16 protein-coding genes are annotated in these 17,644 nt (G+C 41.9%); all 16 read right to left on the bottom strand.

The features are described from left to right. Positions 1-1,296, bottom strand: coding sequence for an ISLre2 family transposase (locus E4T79_RS01815; protein ID WP_194183757.1), 1,296 nt, complete (start codon positions 1,294-1,296; stop codon positions 1-3). A gap of 40 nt (positions 1,297-1,336) precedes the next feature. Further along, positions 1,337-1,537, bottom strand: coding sequence for a hypothetical protein (locus tag E4T79_RS01820; RefSeq protein ID WP_135027064.1), 201 nt, complete (start codon positions 1,535-1,537; stop codon positions 1,337-1,339). A 64-nt stretch (positions 1,538-1,601) separates the two neighbouring features. Continuing rightward, a complete protein-coding gene (locus E4T79_RS01825) occupies positions 1,602-3,251 on the bottom strand; it encodes a relaxase/mobilization nuclease domain-containing protein (RefSeq protein WP_135027066.1) in 1,650 nt (549 codons plus the stop codon). Next, on the bottom strand, positions 3,245-3,637 hold the full coding sequence (gene mobC, locus E4T79_RS01830) for a plasmid mobilization relaxosome protein MobC (protein WP_135027068.1): 393 nt from the start codon (positions 3,635-3,637) through the stop codon (positions 3,245-3,247). The genes E4T79_RS01825 and mobC overlap by 7 nt, the downstream gene beginning before the upstream one ends. 183 nt (positions 3,638-3,820) lie before the next feature. After that, positions 3,821-4,246, bottom strand: coding sequence for a hypothetical protein (locus E4T79_RS01835; RefSeq protein WP_135027070.1), 426 nt, complete (start codon positions 4,244-4,246; stop codon positions 3,821-3,823). Positions 4,247-4,316: 70 nt separating this feature from the next. Beyond that, positions 4,317-7,733 (bottom strand): PBECR4 domain-containing protein, encoded by a 3,417-nt coding sequence (locus tag E4T79_RS01840; protein ID WP_135027072.1) that lies wholly within the window; start codon positions 7,731-7,733, stop codon positions 4,317-4,319. Further along, on the bottom strand, positions 7,733-7,987 hold the full coding sequence (locus E4T79_RS01845) for a hypothetical protein (RefSeq protein WP_135027074.1): 255 nt from the start codon (positions 7,985-7,987) through the stop codon (positions 7,733-7,735). The genes E4T79_RS01840 and E4T79_RS01845 overlap by 1 nt, the downstream gene beginning before the upstream one ends. A 23-nt stretch (positions 7,988-8,010) precedes the next feature. Then, positions 8,011-9,807 (bottom strand): VirD4-like conjugal transfer protein, CD1115 family, encoded by a 1,797-nt coding sequence (locus E4T79_RS01850; RefSeq protein ID WP_135027076.1) that lies wholly within the window; start codon positions 9,805-9,807, stop codon positions 8,011-8,013. Further along, positions 9,804-10,322: a hypothetical protein gene (locus tag E4T79_RS01855; protein ID WP_135027078.1), complete on the bottom strand. Its 519-nt coding sequence runs from the start codon at positions 10,320-10,322 to the stop codon at positions 9,804-9,806. Before E4T79_RS01855 ends, E4T79_RS01850 begins: the two co-directional genes overlap by 4 nt. Before the next feature lie 12 nt (positions 10,323-10,334). After that, positions 10,335-11,165 (bottom strand): hypothetical protein, encoded by an 831-nt coding sequence (locus E4T79_RS01860; RefSeq protein ID WP_135027080.1) that lies wholly within the window; start codon positions 11,163-11,165, stop codon positions 10,335-10,337. Next, positions 11,113-11,391 carry a type III restriction endonuclease gene (locus tag E4T79_RS01865; protein ID WP_135027082.1) on the bottom strand — a complete coding sequence of 93 codons (279 nt, stop codon included), beginning with the start codon at positions 11,389-11,391 and terminating at the stop codon, positions 11,113-11,115. Before E4T79_RS01865 ends, E4T79_RS01860 begins: the two co-directional genes overlap by 53 nt. Next, positions 11,388-12,029 carry a hypothetical protein gene (locus tag E4T79_RS01870; RefSeq protein WP_135027083.1) on the bottom strand — a complete coding sequence of 214 codons (642 nt, stop codon included), beginning with the start codon at positions 12,027-12,029 and terminating at the stop codon, positions 11,388-11,390. Before E4T79_RS01870 ends, E4T79_RS01865 begins: the two co-directional genes overlap by 4 nt. Positions 12,030-12,052: 23 nt before the next feature. Further along, positions 12,053-14,683: a phage tail tip lysozyme gene (locus E4T79_RS01875; RefSeq protein ID WP_135027084.1), complete on the bottom strand. Its 2,631-nt coding sequence runs from the start codon at positions 14,681-14,683 to the stop codon at positions 12,053-12,055. Between the two features lie 18 nt (positions 14,684-14,701). After that, positions 14,702-17,056 (bottom strand): VirB4-like conjugal transfer ATPase, CD1110 family, encoded by a 2,355-nt coding sequence (locus tag E4T79_RS01880; RefSeq protein WP_135027085.1) that lies wholly within the window; start codon positions 17,054-17,056, stop codon positions 14,702-14,704. Then, on the bottom strand, positions 17,010-17,363 hold the full coding sequence (locus tag E4T79_RS01885; RefSeq protein WP_135027087.1) for a PrgI family protein: 354 nt from the start codon (positions 17,361-17,363) through the stop codon (positions 17,010-17,012). Before E4T79_RS01885 ends, E4T79_RS01880 begins: the two co-directional genes overlap by 47 nt. Further along, the gene (locus tag E4T79_RS01890) at positions 17,360-17,593 is read right to left on the bottom strand and encodes a hypothetical protein (protein WP_135027089.1); all 234 of its coding nucleotides are present in this window, start codon (positions 17,591-17,593) and stop codon (positions 17,360-17,362) included. The genes E4T79_RS01885 and E4T79_RS01890 overlap by 4 nt, the downstream gene beginning before the upstream one ends. Positions 17,594-17,644 lie beyond the last annotated feature (51 nt).

Below are 17,644 nucleotides of genomic sequence, written 5' to 3' on the forward strand. Positions count from 1 at the left end.
CTATGTCCATCGCCTACGCTTGACAACCATCGCCTTATGTGGTGAACGATTGACCAAATGACCTGCGCTAAAACGTCTATCTTTAAAGGCTTCATACCGATCCCGCCAATCACCAAAAAAGAGCTCCTCTAATTGCTCCACTCGTTCTAAGAGAATCATTCTAGCCATGGCACAAGCTCCTTGAATCGACCAGTACATACCCCGATGTTTCATGCGATACGTCACTTTACGGTGCTGACTCTCCATCACACCAATACCATGTGAAGATAGACCTCTTAGTTTAGGTGGTTTAGTCTCCTTAAAATTTCTAAGCAGCTTTTGACGAAAGACCGTGAAACGCTCATACTCGTCTTCGTTTTGAATGAGGGACTCAATCGTATCAAATACCGTCTCAAGTAAGGCCTTTTGATGAGTTTGGATTGCCTTAAAAGCTAATGTCTGGAGCGAGTCGGGATAAGGCTTCAGGAAAGTTTTGAGTTTCTCATTGAGATGGTAAGCATCCCAAAAATGTTCATGGTGCCTAATCCCTAAAGCCTTCTTGATTTCCTGAAAAGCTCGCTTCGTGTAGCCCTTGCCATTATCTGAGTTAGTGATCAGAATAGTGTTATCTGTTATCTCAAAATGGTTGTAGAGATAGTCTAGTAATTCTTCTTTGGCTCGTTCATAGTTTACATGGATAATTTCATGCTTGTTTTGTAAAATATAGCGACTATTCCCTACTTTCTTAACTCCCGTATGAATGAGAAAATGGGCTAGTTCCGTATTATGCCGCTCATCACCTCCAGATGTTGTTTTGACCATCACCCCGTCTCCCTCCAGGTAAATTTTGTCTACCTGGATTTTTTGCGGTTGCTCCTCTTCCATGAAAAACCGATAGCGTTCCTTTTCTGAAAATAGTCGCCCTGCTGTCTTTACTGCTTTTAAGACAGCGTCTTTCGTCACGTCCAGGTGGTAAGCAATTTGGATGGTCCGACAAACCTCACGATACGATAAGACAGAGGCGTGTCTAGCCATGTGAAAAATCAATTCAGGAGAATAGCGCATATAGGGTTTTAAGCCTAACCACTCATCGACGGGATAGTGTGTTTCTTTCCCTTTTCGCCATCGGCTTCTAGCAAAAGCTATTTCTCCAAAAGTAAAGAGAACCGTTCTCTCACTACTATCTACTCGCTTATAACCATGTTGTCGCATAATAGGAGCTACTTGTTCATCATAGTCTCTAATCCATTTCAAAAACTCCTTCTCACGCTGTCTAGCCATCTCAATCACAAAAGTTTTCTCATCAAATCTAACCATACCATTATTATACTGAAAATATTAGGATTTTTTCAGAAAATCATCGACTTTTTAAATGCTCTTCCCTTTCCTTTAAAAAAGCGTCAATATCCTTCTGACACTGTTGAAGCTCCTCTTTTGACATATTTGGGGATATCAGTGCATCTAATAAAGCCTGTCTGAGATCTTGCAAGCCACCATCTATAAAAAGACATCTTGCCACTGACTTATTTTCTGTATCTAGTTGATTTGCATCCTTCATTGACTGTCTCCTTGTTCTTTTTCTGTTATTATACACTAATATCAAAAAGATGTCTCAATAACTATTATAGTGTCTTCTCGTCAGTTGTCTGTTTCTCACGATTCGCTTCGCGAATGCGAATGTTGTCCTTCATCTCCTGATAATTCGTATAGGTCTTTAAGACATCATCGAAAAATTCTTGGAGTGCACCTTTTTCTATCTCAAACTGCTTGATGGTCTGTGTTACATCTTCAAGACTAATATCTTTAGGGACACCTAATTCATCTAGCAAATGGAGCGCCGCTAAACTATTTTCTGTTATTTGCTCCATAGCAAGTAAAGCCCCTTCGATTTTGTGGTAGTAGGCTAGTCGTTCATCTAAGGCTTGTAATTCTTGATGAGTTGACTCGATTTTGTCATTGAATTGTTCCTCCAACTGTTGAAATTGGATACCATCTGTTACACCGTGTTCCACTAAGAAATTATATTCCTTAATGAGTTCTCGCATGGATGATATGTGAGGATTTTTTGTGATAAGCACTTCTCCATTTTGTTTGGCTAATTGTCTTGCGACAGTTATTCCCATCATGTAACGGTTCTTTTGAGACTGGTCTGGATTGAGAAAATAAAAGTAATCTTTTTCCTTGATATAAATCGTGTAATTGCCATCTTCCGTCTTATCTACTTTGTGAGCAGGCACTAAAATAGTGCCACTATTTAGAGCGCCATAATCCATTTGAATATAGATGCCTTGTTTACTTTCTTGCTCTACTTGCCAACTAGCTACTTCTAGCTTTAATTCAAAATCCTTATCTGCTTCGGACTTGATTTCTTGATAGCGTTCTTTGATTTCAGAGACATCATAGACCAACTGATTTTTTTCAACACGTTCTTTTATTTTTTCAAATGAGTAGCGTCCCTTCTTTGATAAGGTTCGATCTCTAGTGTTTTTTTCTTGGAGCTTTCCATTCAAAGGAACCCGTAAACGATACTTCACAAATTTTCCAGAAAAATCTACTTGAAGATCCAGCACCTTGGCTTTCTGTTTAAAATCCTCCACCGATATTGACTGCTTCAAAAGAAAATCTAAGCGTTGTTTGATTTCATGACTAAAATTATTTTGTCGTCGCCAAGCAGAGTATTTAGTGTAAGAATTTTTCATTGTTGGCTCGATAATTTTAGCTCCGTATTTCGCCGCATGCTTATCAGAGATTGCTCTCAAATTTTTAAGAGTATTCTTCTGCCATCGCATTTTTTTCAATGTTGATGTATTAGTGGTAGACAAAATGATATGATTATGGAGGTGGTCCTTATCTGTGTGGGTTGCGATGACAAACTCATAATCCCCACCTGTAAATTCCATCATGGTTTGTCTGCCAATCTCATGGACTTGTTCAGGAGTCAAATTATCTTCCGGGGAAAACGATTGGACGATATGATGAGCTAGGACTTGTTTTCCTGAGTTTAATTCTTTGAGGTCATCATCTCCTTTTTTGAAAGCAGCTGCTAACTTGGTCATAACCATTTCCTCATCTGCAATCGAATAATCTTCAATACCATTTGAAGATACCAAATGAATTTGATGCTTATGATCTTTCCAAATGATAGGGAAATCAATTTCTGTCTCAAACTCTTGTTGTGGAATGACTGATTTTGCTTTGTTTAAAATATAGCGCACTGCAATTTTTAAATTAAAGGGTGTTTTAATTTGTTTGGGTGGTTTGATCGCTACCATTCGTCGTAAGTCCTCACTGTTCGTTTTCGTTCTTGTAGACTCTTCTTCTCTGCGCTAGATAGTTTGACCGCTACCATCTCCTTGAGTTCAGAAAGGTGTTCTAAAACTTGAGCTAACTCCTCTTTTGTGATGTCTTGATTTTCATTAGCATGCTTAGCAATTTGGTTGATGTTTCCTCCAATCCGATTGATCGCAACTCGTAGAGCCTTTAGCTCAGAAAAATCAATCTGAACCAACTTTCCCTGTACTAGCTGATTCTTGGCATAGTACTGGAAGGTTTGTGCCTGCATCTGTTCCATAGCGTGCTGTACTTGCTTGTATTCTTGCTCGGTGAAGTAAACTTCTTTGCGAATAGGTCTCTTTCTATTTGACGTTTTTTGAGGCATAGCCTCCCCCTCCTTTCCTTGTGGCAAGCGTAGCATTTGCCCGGGCAAATGCGAAATCAAAAAAAGGTCAAAGAAGGTTCATCTTGCGATTTTCCTTCTTGCCTTTTTCATTATTGGGGAAATCCCCAACCCCCTAGCACTCCCTCTTTGAAGGGAGCTCTCCTTTCGTTTTTTTCAAAACAGTTAGCTGAATCGATTTAAAACACTTTTTAAAAGAGAAGGCCTCTGCTCAGTTTTTTCTTCAGTTTGTGCCTGATTTCCTGAAGGTGACTTAAATCTTTCAGCCAATACTTCCAAGTGTTCTTCACTGAGTGGTTGAAAGAGTGATTGACCTATTTGTAACTCCGTTAACATTATCCTCTCATCAACCACTACTTGAAACTCTTCATCACTAATTGTCTCTATGAGTTGAATATTCTCCTCCTGCCAGCTCACTAATGAGGCATCGTCTTGGTCAAATAATTCCTTATCTGCTAAGAGCTGATCTAAAACTTTTTGTCGGGTTAAGTTCTCAGCTTCAGGAGAAACTCCCTGGATAATGTCGCCAGCCATCAGTGGAATAAAGTCTGATAAGATAAGGTGTAGTTGATTTTCTTGTTGGTCTGTCATGTGTGTTGTCCTCCTTGGGGTAGTGATGTTTTTAGTTTGACCTTGGGTTTCTTTTGGGTATCCCGTTCGGTCATTTCGAGAAACCCTTCTCTTTTTTTGAGTGAGCTTCTGCCTTCTGTTCTTGCCTATACTCTTGAATAGCTTGTGTCGATTGGTCCTTAAACTTTTGGAACTTCTGTTCAAATTGATGCTTAGCTTGTTTCTCCTGAGAAAGGCGCAACTGTTCCAGCTGTTGATCCATCCGAACCATTAGACTTTTTGCCTCTTGTTGGACAATATCAAGCTGGGCTTCAAGATCAGCTAGAGTTTCCTTATCATCAGACCAGCCTGCAAGGTAAGCAAAAGAGTAATCCGACGTATCAATCCCGTAATATGAAGCCACTACATAAGCAACACTCTCTGCTTGGAGTTCAGCGGTGCTTCTAGTCAGTTGCTCTTTTTGCGGATTGTTGGCATGGTGTAACTCTGAGTGGGCGGTTTCGTGTATGAAGGTTTTAATCAGCTGTGACTTGTTCATGTCGTTACTTCGTAAGACAATTTGATGCTCTGTCACGTGATAATACCCCTTCTGATTACCAGCCATTTCATCAAAGCAGACACTCACATCATTCTCCTTAGCAATAGCCATTAAGGCGCGGTAGAGATTAGCATAGTCTAAATCGGTCAGTTGTTCCTTCACTTCTGAAACTGCCTTGGGCATCTCCTTCCCAGCTGTTTGGCTCACATCAAAAACAGGAACTAGTCCAAAGAAGGTGACGGTTTCTGGTTTGCCATTTTTATCTAGGATTGGCTGATTGTTCTCGTCCTTTTTGATCTTGGTCATAGGGGCAAAAATCCGAATAGACTTCTCCCCTTTTTTGACATGACGACCAAATGTCTCCTTCCATTGCTTGAAGGAAGCGACCTGAGTAGCTTCGGGATTTTGAGCGAGAATGAGGCGTAAGTTACGACTAGAATAATTATTGAGTTGACTCATTTTGGTTAGATAATCCTTATACTTGTCTGAATTCAAATACTCTTTTATCCCCTCCTTGAGATGACGATTAAGACCAGTCAAATCTTTATTTTTGATAAAATCTGCAACTGCAAGACCGCTAGAGACTTGAACTGTTTCCTCAGATTCGAGACTGTTTTCTTCTAAAAATCTTGAACCAGGCTTAGAGCGAAAATCATACGGATTCGTTCCTTGTTCCAACTCCTCATCATCAGATACACCATCCGCATCTGAATCCAGTTGGCTAATCGGAGATAGATTTTCCTTTTCTTTTAATTCTTCAAGATTCGTGTCTGGAATCTCGTATTTCTTTTGCCTCACTCCCCTAACATCGACAAAAGATTCTGTTGAAGAGTAAGGACGAGTCCATTCCAAATCAGGATTTTCAACTAATAACTCTGCTGTTCTCTGTGATATTTCTGGCTTGGTTAGAAGTTTCTGAGACACAAAAGCGATAGCTCCCTCTTCTCGTAAAGACTGCACCAAAGCTTCTGCATCTTCCTTCCAGTAGAGATCTCCATGTTGCAAGACCTCCCCGTTCTGGCGTGACTGGCTATAGACATAGGCCGTATTTTCTGGCATGATTTCTCTAGGAGACTTCACCTCCTCCTGTTCTATTGATTGAAGTAGGGAGTGTAATTGTTTCCCACCATCTTTGATATAGTCATCATTAAGTGATAGCTGCTCAACCTTTCCATTACGTTCACGATAAATACCTAATACAACCTTCTCTTTTCCTTCTAACTCCAGAGATAATTTTTCTTTTATTCTCATAACTGAAGCGGGTACTCCAATACCATCTACATCCCTGAGGGCTACTAACAAATCTTCGTCTTCTGTCTTGATAGCTTGTGCCAAATCAATTTTATGAAACTTCTCTACAGTTGATAAGTCATCAAAGACAAAGGCTTGAGAGGATATAATATCTGGTAATAACGGTAACACCATTGACTTATCCTTAATGGCATGGGAAACTTGAATATTGCCATAGTCTCCCTTACCACTCGCAAAGTCATAGACAACTTGTTTTGTCTCTATTTCCTTCGGTGAGATACCCGTTAGATGTGCAAAGTTTTCGTCAGAAAATTGTACGTCTAACCTTCCAATCCCTTCCTTGTCCTGATAAAGATACGTAATGGTACTTCCGGCTAATTCTTTCAAATACCACTGAGCAGTTGCTTGTAAACCTGGGGCAAATTTATTTAGTCGCTTCAGCTCTCCGTCAGTAATCACATGATAGCCAGATTTGAGAGTTGACATCCATTCTCCCTTAGTGGTAAACTGTAATGGAGCAATGACAGGAAAATCAGGTTGTGGTTCGTCCACAACGGGCTTCGATGCTGCCCCTGGAGACAAATCTCCTAAAAAATCGGGATTGCGATGTGAATCGCCCGCATTGCTATAAGGCTCTTGACTTCGGTCAGGAGCTTTTTTAGTGTCTTCTATTTTCAGTTTTTCCTTCTTAACTTGGTTTAAATAGTCATTCCAGTCCATCTTTTCTTTGCTCTCTCCTTTAGGTGGTCTGGCATCAATGACTGGGATATTTTTTTCTCTTAGTCGCTCGATGAAGTCACTTCCTGCCTTATCCTGATCAACTGCCAAGGTGATAAGATCCTGGTACTCGCCATCATGAAACAGGGTGGTCACACGTGCTGTTTCAGATAGAAAGTTAGAAACTTGAGCTAAATCCTTGGATCGTGTATAGTCTAAAGAAACTTCCTTTACAACTCCCCTTTCCTGGAGAGCTTCCATGGCATAACGAGACAGAATGCCTTCTTTTAACCCTTCCATAGCTACTAGTCTCACATTGTTTAATTCGCTCTTGTGAAGCTCGTAGTAGCTCATTAGGTCAATGGGAGCCTCGGCAACAATGAGACGATCGGGAGAGCCAATAGATACGTTTAAGCCCGCAATTCCTTCTGACTGGTACATGATTTGTTTGAGATAGCCTTTGCCTTCGTGCCGATCAGTATAAGGGACTAATCCTTGGAGACTAGCCCCTACAATATTTTGATTTTTATCCAGGTATTTGAAGACCAAAACATCTTCTGTAAAGCCATCTCTATCTTTTCGTCTAGCCTGAGCAAGAACCCCTTTCTCCAAGAAAAAGTCTATCGTCTCCTCTGACAGACCTCTAATCTCCTTCAAGTAAGTTCTAGCTTCTCTAAAAGGTTGTTCATAGGGTGCTAGAGTATATTTGAAGGGTTGCCTCACTTCCTCCGCTGGTTTTGCTTCAGGAAAGGTTCCTGTTTCAAGATAGTGCATAGCCTCTCTGTAACTAACGCCTCTCATTTCCTGCACTAGGTTAATGGTATCTCCGTATTTGTCCGTATGAGAATACCAATGCCAGGTATTCTTGTTGGTATCAATTACCAAAGAATCGTGTTCCGTCCATCGGTATTCCTTATGGGAGCTACGTTTCATCTCCATCCCAAGGCTCCTAGCTACATCCAAAATAGCCAAAGATTTTGCTTGTGCTTTCGTAAAAACCATTACATTCCCTCCTCTACTAATTGTTTAAATAGTTTATATCCTCTTGTATTGCCTTCAATGGCTTGAACCACTATCGGCTCTCTCACGTCTGTTACAACAAAGAGATGGGGAGCAAGTCGGTAAAAGGTTCCTTCATCTGCCTGTTTCAATAATCTACAAATTGCAGGATATTCTACTGTAAGATTTTCAGTTTTCAAGGCTAAAACTTGACCAATACTTTCTAAAAAGCCAAGTCGTAGGTTTGGTGTATTCATATCGTTTCCTTTCTAATATTTATTTAGGCTGCAAACAATGCTTCTAATTGAGGCTCTAAGTCCTGCGCATGAAGGAGTAAACCATCGATGTCTGTGCCTAGACGTTGATAGTCATACCAGTTGTCATCTTCAGGAGAATGGGCAATCTCTCCTTGTCTCGGATGGTCATAGACATTAGCTTTTTGATCCCTAAAGACATTCTGCTTGGAGATAAAAACTAAGCCCTCCTCCACACCAATTCTGGCCACTTCATCAGGTGTCAAGAGTGGTCGACCTTGAATTTGTTTGTTTTCGCTAGATGATCCGTTACGGTAACTATGAGATTTAGAAGTTGACCTAGTGCGGATAGTCTGTTTCCCAGCTCTGGTCGAGTAGTATTTCATAGTATCCTCATCATTGGTCCCTAAAAAGACATGAGTTGCACAGTTATTAAAAATGGTTTTCCAATCGCTCTTGTAGAGGGATTCTAACTGATTAACTGCTTGAAGGATAATCTTAATGGACATCTCCCGACTACGGATAGAAGATAGAATTTGAGTAAAGTTTGGAATCCGACCGATCTGTGCAAACTCATCCAAAATAAATTGAATGTGTCTCAGATTCTTCCTGCTGTAGTCTGGAACCCTACCATGGAGAATATCATCTGCCTTATGGGTTAACACTTCAAAGCCAACCGCAAATAAGATAGAGGACAAGAAATTAAAGGCGTTATTAGTCTCAGGAATGGCAATAAAGACAGCGGTCTTTTTGGTGTTCCAAGTATCTATCTCCAGCGTATCATCACTAATGAGCTTTCTCACGTCGTCATGGTCAAAGATGGAATAACGAGAAGATAGGATAGCTACTACGCTATTTCTGGTTTCACCTTTGAAATTCTGGAAGAGCTTCCATTGCTTGTAGGCGTAGTTTCCTGGTTGCAATTCTTCCAACTCCTCAAACATCTGCTCTACTGGGCTAGGCACGTCGGGATCCTCACGATAAATCCCCCGCAACAAATCGGCCACGTGACCTAGATTAGGCATATAAAGCTGTGCTCCTGTTTCAGGATCCTTGGAATCAAAATAGAGGTAGCCAATTAAGGCCCGCTGCAACATCAATTCCGCCTGTACCCAGAAATCTTCCCCCATATGTTCACTCTTCTTGGTGCCTTCTGTAATAGCTTCAGAGATACGGTCGATGTCCAACTCAGACTTCATGTAGTGAAAAGGATTAAAACGATCAGAGTTCTTCAGATGGATTAGGTCAAAGACTTTAACCGCATAGCCATGCCTTTCTAACATCTTTCCCGTCTCATGTACCAGGCTTCCTTTTGGGTCTGTGACCACAAAGTTAGAGTTCAACTGCATCAGATTTGGCAATACAAAGGTGAAGGTTTTTCCATCCCCTGGAAGACCTATCACAATCACATTCTTATTAAGTTGGACGTTATAGGCTAGCCTAAAGTTAAAAAGTCCCATTTTGACCTGCTTAGTAAAAATCATGTTTTTATCACTATCCTTGTCCTCAAAGCGCTTCATTTCACGCAATGTCGCAAAGCGGGCACTACCTTGTTCTTCCCCGTGGCGATAGAAACTCCTATCTCCAGACACATACAGCAACATAGGGAGACCAAAGCCAACAAGGCCAGTCATCAAAGCTTCTGGCTCAAGAGAGAGCATCAAAGAAAAGAGGGGCCAGTTCTCTAAAAGCCAGTTCAGTCGTAGAATCCCTATAAAAGGAACCGCTTGTATCGACAATTGATAGTAAGCATATAGGGATTGAGCTAGTATAAATGACAAAAGCCCCACCAGCAGGTAGGGCCAGATCGGCTTTCTCATCATCTAGCTTTCTCCTTTCCAAGGTCTTTTGTGACAACCGGACTCATGCCCTTATAAACAGTGTAGTTTTTATAATAGGCTAACTTTTCTTCAGGAAGCATTTCATGAGGTTTTCTCAAAACATTTTTAGCGAAGTCCTTCAATTTGTCGGGAGTCTTAGTAACCTCTGCTAACATGTCCTTAATGGCCTTTTCAGCCAAAAGGCGGTTCTTACTTTCAAAGTAGAGGTAGGTTATCTCACCTTTTTGTTGGTAGCTAAACCCTACCTTGTATTCTTCCAGATAGTGCTTGAGCTTGGCCAAATGAACTTCACTATTCAAGAGTTGTTCTACGTCCTTCTGGGATTTGGTAGCCATAAACTCGTTAAAGCGTGTTTCACCCTCGAAAGTTCGATGATCCATTTTATACTGCTTATGATCATGGCATGCTTTAGCCAAGGCATAAAGAGCTTGAATAGTCATCTCCACAGTAATTTTCCCTTTTAGAGTTAGGGAGTGACTGATTCGTTCTTGATCCATGTCTACCTCTTTCTAACTTGGATAGTCCGCTAATTTTGGCTCATCCGTTATCTGGTAGCCGTAAGGGGAAGAGGAAGCCACTTTAACAGTCACTATCAAGCGCTTCTGGCTCCTATTCTCCCCATCCTTAATAGAGAGTACATAGGTCATCTGGTAGACCTTGGGGGCTGTCTGCGAGCTTGATTCCATGATAACAGACTGGAGTTGACCTGTCTGATTAACCAGCTTGAGAGAGGGAGCCACAAAATCATCTAGTAAGCCTTGTTCAGAATAATAACGGGGAAGAAAATAACGGACAAAAGCATCCAGCTTTCCTGTCTCAGCCTGAAGGGTTTCAAGTTTCTTGATTTGTTGGTTTAGGCTATTGAGTTCTTTTCCTTGTTTGAGAGCTAGGCTTGTCATAGAACCAGCCATCGCAATACTCGCTACTAAACCTACAAACATGAACCCTTGCCACAAAAAAGAGACTCTCTTTCGCCTGTCAGTCCCCAGGGTTGTGTCTGAGAAAGGCTTTCTAAACTCTTGGTTCTCTCTCAAGGTAAATTCTTGATCAATGGTCTTCTCAGAAGGCTTCAGAAAGGAAAATCCCTTGGTCTTTGACGGATTTTCAGCTGTATTCGTTCCAGCTTGTAGAAACAGGCTATCTGCGATACCGTCAAAGGGGAGGTGTATGTCTTCTTGATAGATGACTACGCCTTTTTTATCTAGTTCTTCTACCAGCAACATACTTTCTGCTTCATGGTGTTTAATTTTAGCATTTTCTCGTTCCAGTGCTTGATAAACGAGGTCCTTATTCTTGTAGGTTGTTGTCGTGTCCAGTGTCAGGTTGGTTAAACGGTACATGCTTGGTATCTCCTTTCAGTCTTCCTTCTGCCAAAGCCTTTTCAATATCCGCCCAGGTTAAATGATGTTTAGCTAAATAGTCCGAGCGTTCCTCATGCTTGGCTAAAATAATCTGAACCTCCAGCTCTTTCAGCTTTTCTTCCTCCTTCTTGGCCTTAGCTAGGAAGTCCTCACGTCGCTCTTGAGCTTTAGTGCGTTGTTTTTCAAGCGTTTCTAATTTTGTCATCTCTCTTCTTCTCCTTCTATAGTCTGTGTAGTGTTCGGTTGATTAAGGGTAGGGAGACCAGCCTCCTGACTAGCTGTAAGGGTATCGACAATTAAGACTGGCTCAATCTGACCAACCAGGTATTTCCCATCTTGTTTCACGTAGCGGATACGTAATGTACTGCTTGATAGCACATCTTTTTGGGCATTAGTGTAGTCATACTTTTTCTGAAGCTGGGTTTGGGTATAGCTCACTTGGACCAGAACCACGTGGTTCTCACCATCAATATAAACAGTGGATGATTTTAATTTCGTATCCACCACATAACCCTTATAGGTTTGGGTAGAGGGTTCTTCCTCTGCATTTATTTCCTGCTGGTAGGCCGCTTCTGACATAAAGGGGAGGTAACGATTACGGTTCTCTCCCAGATCTTTCTTTGTGAAGTAGGCAGATAAAAAATCCTTGACATAGGTTGCGGTCAACTCACTTCCTTCCATTTTCTTGGTCTGTTGGGTTTTGGGAGCTGTTTCTTTCGTTGATGTTTTGGGCTTTGTGCTGGCAAAACTAAACCAAAAAACGAGTCCCAGAACAACGATCGTCACTATGGCTAATCCTACTAATTTTAAAAGTTTCAACTTCTCTGTATCAATCATTTTCATATCAAATATTCCTTCTTTCTTGTTTAAGGTGTCGCAAATGTGTAGTAATGAGCGGGAGTTAGGACGGAAAAATGGACCTTATCCTGTACTCCAGCGATATTGCATTCTGAGACTAGGAAGGTTCCATCAGGATTGACATACTCCACTATGGCTACATGTCCATATTGCGGATAGGTTCCTCCAAATCCACCTAGGACGGAGACTACTGCCCCTTTTTTAGGGGTCATACTGAACTTCCACCCCTTGGCTACCAAATTTCTTACCCAGTCTTGGCCGTTACCAAGAGAGCTATAAGCTCCTGATAGATCCTTGATGGAGCCTAGCTCTACTAGACGATTATAGACATACCAGGTACACTGACCTATTGGATAAGCATTTCCGCTTTGGGTAGTCATAGCATTTTGCGTCGGTGGATTAGTAACTTTAGAACGGTACTCTTCGGGGAAATTCCAGGAAGAAGCAAGTTGACCGCCCCCAAGAATTGGCTGTGTCAGAAAGGAATGGATTTGTTTGGCATTGTTTTGACGCTCTAAGAGCTTATCTCCAGCGTTTCCTTCCCAGTTATTTAGGAAACGTTTTGTCAATATCTCTACATCATCGTTGCTGGTTAAAATCTCCTTGGCAATGGAAATATAGTAAGGGCTATCCCCTTCCAGCATAAACTCCAGCTGGAGCTCCAAGTCATACCATTTCTTGTTCTTAGCTTTAGCATAGTTCAAGAGAAGAGTGTGCCTAACAGAACCATCTGCTGTATCTGTCCATTGTCCCAGCCCTAGCCCCCGATGAATGATATTTGGATAAGCTCCATTATAGATCGCTGGCCCACTTAGAGATAGCCAGGCCTCATCATCCCAAGAAGAGGAGGAAACACCGACAGGAGGAGCTAGATAATCTCCTTCAGCCCGCTTGGGATTGATATTGCTTTCTGTCGCAAAGTTGCCTAGCATGGCCGCTACTCCCTTGTCCGTTAATCCTGGGAGTTTTTGCTTCAGGTAATCTTTAATGACTTTAGCTTTTTGTCCCAAGTCACCGTCTAGCGTTGTTAAGACAGAAGTTGTCTGATTGTAGACGACGGACTGGAAATAGAAACCTGGATTGACAGATGTCCACTTAGCCTTCTTGTTCTTAATCTCTTTTTCTTCCAACTTTTGGTAGTGAATGATTTGGTAGCCATTTGTGGTAACCTTGCCGACTTCTTCTCCTGAAGCAACTGTCGCCCCATCAGATACTCGGATACTACCAACCTTTTCAAAGCTAAAACTGACATCAAGCGTTTGAATAGTAACAGTATCTTCTTGCAGGCTGATTTTTCCTGATAGGGGAGCCTTCAAGGATTGACCAAGTGTCGCTTTCAACTGAGTTTTCTCGTAAACCTCTGTTGTCGACGTGTAACCAAAACGCTTCAGGATAACCAGAGGATTAGCATAAGACGGATCTTCTTCACTATAAAAGGGATTATCCAGTTCCTGATAAGAGGGGTAGTGGCCGACCTCTTTGGTCAGATCCACCAGCTCCTCGTAATCCTCTAGCTCCTCCTTAGTGAGTTTAGCCCATTTTAAGTCCGATGATGGATCATACAGATCGGCCATCCTTTTCAGATTTTGAGGGTCGTCGTTCAAATGATTCCAGAGGTCGTTGAGAGCATCTGAATAGTGGTTAAAGCCCAGCTTTCCAGCCCATTCACCACCTGTTCCCTCGCTCCATTTACTATTTGGACTCCATTCACTCCCGTAGCGGTAATTCATAAAAAAGAGCACGTCATCAATGTTAGTCCAATAATCCACCTTATCATTGGATTTTTCCCGATCTCGTTTACTAATCTGAAGCCAGGATTGATTTAGGTCAAACTCATTTTGTTGGACAGGGCTACTTCCTCCTAAAATGCTCATAAAAAGGGAGAAAAACCCAAAGATAAGAAACATCAGGAAATAAGACTTAATGGCAAGAGGATTGGCTAGGATAGAGCGGATGGGTTTTGAAACGACCTTCACCGCCTTACCTGTTCCTTTGGCTACTCTTCCTGCCTTTGTCTGTGCTGCACGTTGCCTCATCTGACGCATCTTTTTCGTGAGCTTTCCTTCCCATGAGAACTCTTTAGGGGTTCTGGTATAGCCACGACCACGGGTAAAGTTATAGGCTCGGTTCAGTTGGCCATAGCTGTGTTTGAAGGAATACTTTGCTAGTTTCCCTCCAGCATTAAGCGCACGTTTAGAAGCATTCTTCTGATAATGAAATTGACGAATATCCTGTCGGGCTTTGATGACATCTCCCAAAGTGTCGTTATCACGTATCGCTTGTTCCACATCCTGTCTGAGTTTCATTCGGGTGCCTTGTTTGGCTCGCCTTTTCAGACGGTTAGGGATATAAGTGCCGTCTGCTTTTTTAGCTCGCTTGTAGATGGTCTTAGCAACTTGGTAATCTAGCTTGACCTTATCCCGTTGTTGTTTAAAGAATAGAGCCTTGGCCGTTGGCTGTGGTCGCTTATGAAGCGCATAGTCTTTTTGAGTCAGGCGGTAATTCTTCTTGGCTACCTCATAGGTCGCTCTGGAGTCTAAACGAGCTTCTTTGGGGATCTTGCCCTGATTAGAGGTTATTCCCTCTTTGATCCGCTGTCTGCGTTCTTTTCTTGCCTGCTTGGGATCCGTGTCATACATTGACTACACCTCACTTTCCTAACCATCTGTCGCCACTAGCTGATAGAGTTTAGTCTCTTTAGGGATAGGATTTTCAAAGGGAACAATGGTATCTCCAGCTACAATCAAGCCCGTTCCTTTGGCTTTGGGGCGTAAGACAAAGCGCTCTAAGGAAGGCGTTAGAGGAATAACCTGAGATAAGGCTTCTAGGTCGGTCCGTTTGAGCTTCAGGAGAACCATAAATTCACAGTTGGCTACGAGTTTGCGTCCTTCTTCTGTCGATAGTACAGTTTCAGGATTCTGGGTAATTCCCGTTGAAATAGCTCCATACTTACGAATGCGAGAGTATAACTCGGTAAAGAAGGTGGACTGGAGTTTATTTTTGAAGTAAAGCTGAAGTTCATCGAAGTAGAGACGTGTTGTTGTTTTTCCTTGGTGGTTGACTACTTGGTTCCAGATATAGTCCTGAATGACCAAAAGTGCAAAGGGCTTGAGCTTTCCACTTAACTGCTTGAGATTAAAGATAATAAAGCGATTCTCCATATCGACATTGGTTGGGTACGCAAAAATATCATTGGAACCTCTCGTATACGGCTCTGCTTTTAAAGCCAGTATTTTCGCAATCTCTCCTGGTTGTTCTTCCAGAACAGCTTGCCAATCCTTAAAGGTTGGATACTCATAGGCTTCATAGGTTTTTCTAGTCACTCGGTCAATCATGGCAAACTCATCGTCTGATACTTCAGAGAAGATATTTTCAAAGAGCGTAGACAAAAGATTTGACTTTTGGCCAATGGGATCATTATCTTCTGCCTGGAGTTTATCCTTATCTGGTACATCAAGTAAATTAAAATGGTGAGGAGAACCAGGTGCAATCGTGATAATTTCTGCACCAAAGGCACGTCCAATCCCCGTGTATTCATCTTCTGCATCAATAATGATGATTTGATCTTCAGGATAGCGTAAGAGGGTTGGAATAATCTCCCCTGCTTTAGCAAGGACCGATTTTCCGGACCCAGGGATGCCAAAAATGACCCCTGATCCTGTATTTAAGTCATGCTTACGATCCACCATTACCGCATTTTTAGAGAGTTGATTTTGTCCATAATAAATGGCACGTGGGCTATTTGAGCGCAAGTCCACATTGGTAAAGGGTATTTGTGTCGCTAGGTTACTCGTGGTCATATCCCGCATAAAACGACGTTTAACATTGATAAAGGGTACACCAATCGGCAAAATCGTATTGAGGGCTTCTTCCTGATAGAGATAACACTTATCTAAATCGACTGTATTCTTACGCACAGAGCGCTGGACTTGTTCGGTATAATTGTTTAACTCTTCCAGACTATCCGCAACCAAATAGATAGCCATTACCCCAGAAAACATCTTCTGATCATTTTCCTGAAGTTCTTCTGTCCATTTCTCCGTTTCCTTGGAGGTTTCAATCGCCTTGCCTCCAACAGCCAAATCACTGCCATACCCTTCCTTAGCAGCTGCCTTTTGACTTTTGATTATCTCACGTCGGACACTAGACTTGACCGTTTTAATCTTCTTCAGGGCAGCTGCCGTATCATAAGGCTTAGCATGGAGACTGATCGCTAACTCGATCCCTGTATCCAGAATATTCTTGATTAGTTTGTCATTCAGGAAGGTTGGATACTGCTTGACGTAGAGAACCCTAGCATAGCTATCGTCAATTCTCATGTGTTCCTTCTCAAACTTCAGATAAGAAGGAGCGATAAAATCCTTAGTAGATAAGCCAGAAAGGGCAATATCCTCATAAGTGAAGTCCAAAAAGACTTCACGTCGTAAGAGTTTGCGAAAGACCCGTAAGCGCTCCAAACCATCCATTTCCTTGAAGGAAATTCCTAGACCACTGTACTGGCTTTCAATGACCGTTGCGGTATCATCTAAGATTCGTCTAGCTTGATGGTCTTGGTCTGCCCTGGTCGTAATCGTCAGGTACTTCTCCACCTTAAAGGTATTTTGTTCCTGGGAAAAACGCTCCTTAATCATAGCGTTGTATTCCTTACGATAGTCATCATAGCCGTCTTGTACTAGCTCATAGCGAATAGTAGCTAGACTACTGGTTTCAACTCTCCGATTCAGGATCAGCAGCTGTAGATCATTATCAATATCCAGAGAGTTAAAAATATCCGCATTGGTTTCGATCACATCAATCCGTTCATCATCTGTAGCGGTGATGTAACTAGTATCACCTAGGCGATACGCTTTTGAGTAAGTGTCGTTTGTGATGGTCATGAGACCGTCAGGGGGTAAGTACTGGTAGTTTAAGCTGTTTTGTGTGGAAGCGGTCATGGTTCGCCTCAACCGCTTAGCTTTTTCTTTTTCAGCTTTCGAGAGTTTCGGGGTTTGTTTTCGCTTGAGCAAAATCATTTCTCGTGTATTCCTTTCTGTCATAGTCTGTTTGATATGTGCGTTCTTGCTTGGTCAAGAGAAAGCGCAACTCATCTTTTATCTTTTCATCGATATGGCACCCAAAGATCACAAAAGGCGCTAGCACAGTCAAGCCAACACCATACAGGACAACATTGGGCATCTGAAACCAAAAAAGGACCGAGGTCACAAGTACCGTCAGTCCTATACCAAAGAGTAGCACCAGCTGCCGAAAGGTAATGTAACCTATCACTGGCCGTTCATAGCTATCTAAGGCTTTTAAAAATTCACTGCCTAAACGTGTCATAGATTTCCTTTCTGCGCTTCAAGAGAAGGCTTGTAGGGACCATAAAACCTCTCCACAATACCAGCTGTGCGCAAGGCTGATTCCATAGCTGAGCGAGCCAGTTCTGACGCTGCAATCACTCTAACTTTTTTCTCCCATAGTTCCTCCTCTTTTTCCTTGATTAGATGATCCATCCATTCATTATCCTGAATGAGTTTATCTCGTCTGTGTCTAAGTTGTTCTAAATTCATCTCATGATCCTTTCCATCAAAAAAACAGCTCTGCTTTCAGAACTGTTCGGT

It is taken from the genome of Streptococcus sp. LYSM12, assembly GCF_004569635.1.
Taxonomy (GTDB): domain Bacteria; phylum Bacillota; class Bacilli; order Lactobacillales; family Streptococcaceae; genus Streptococcus.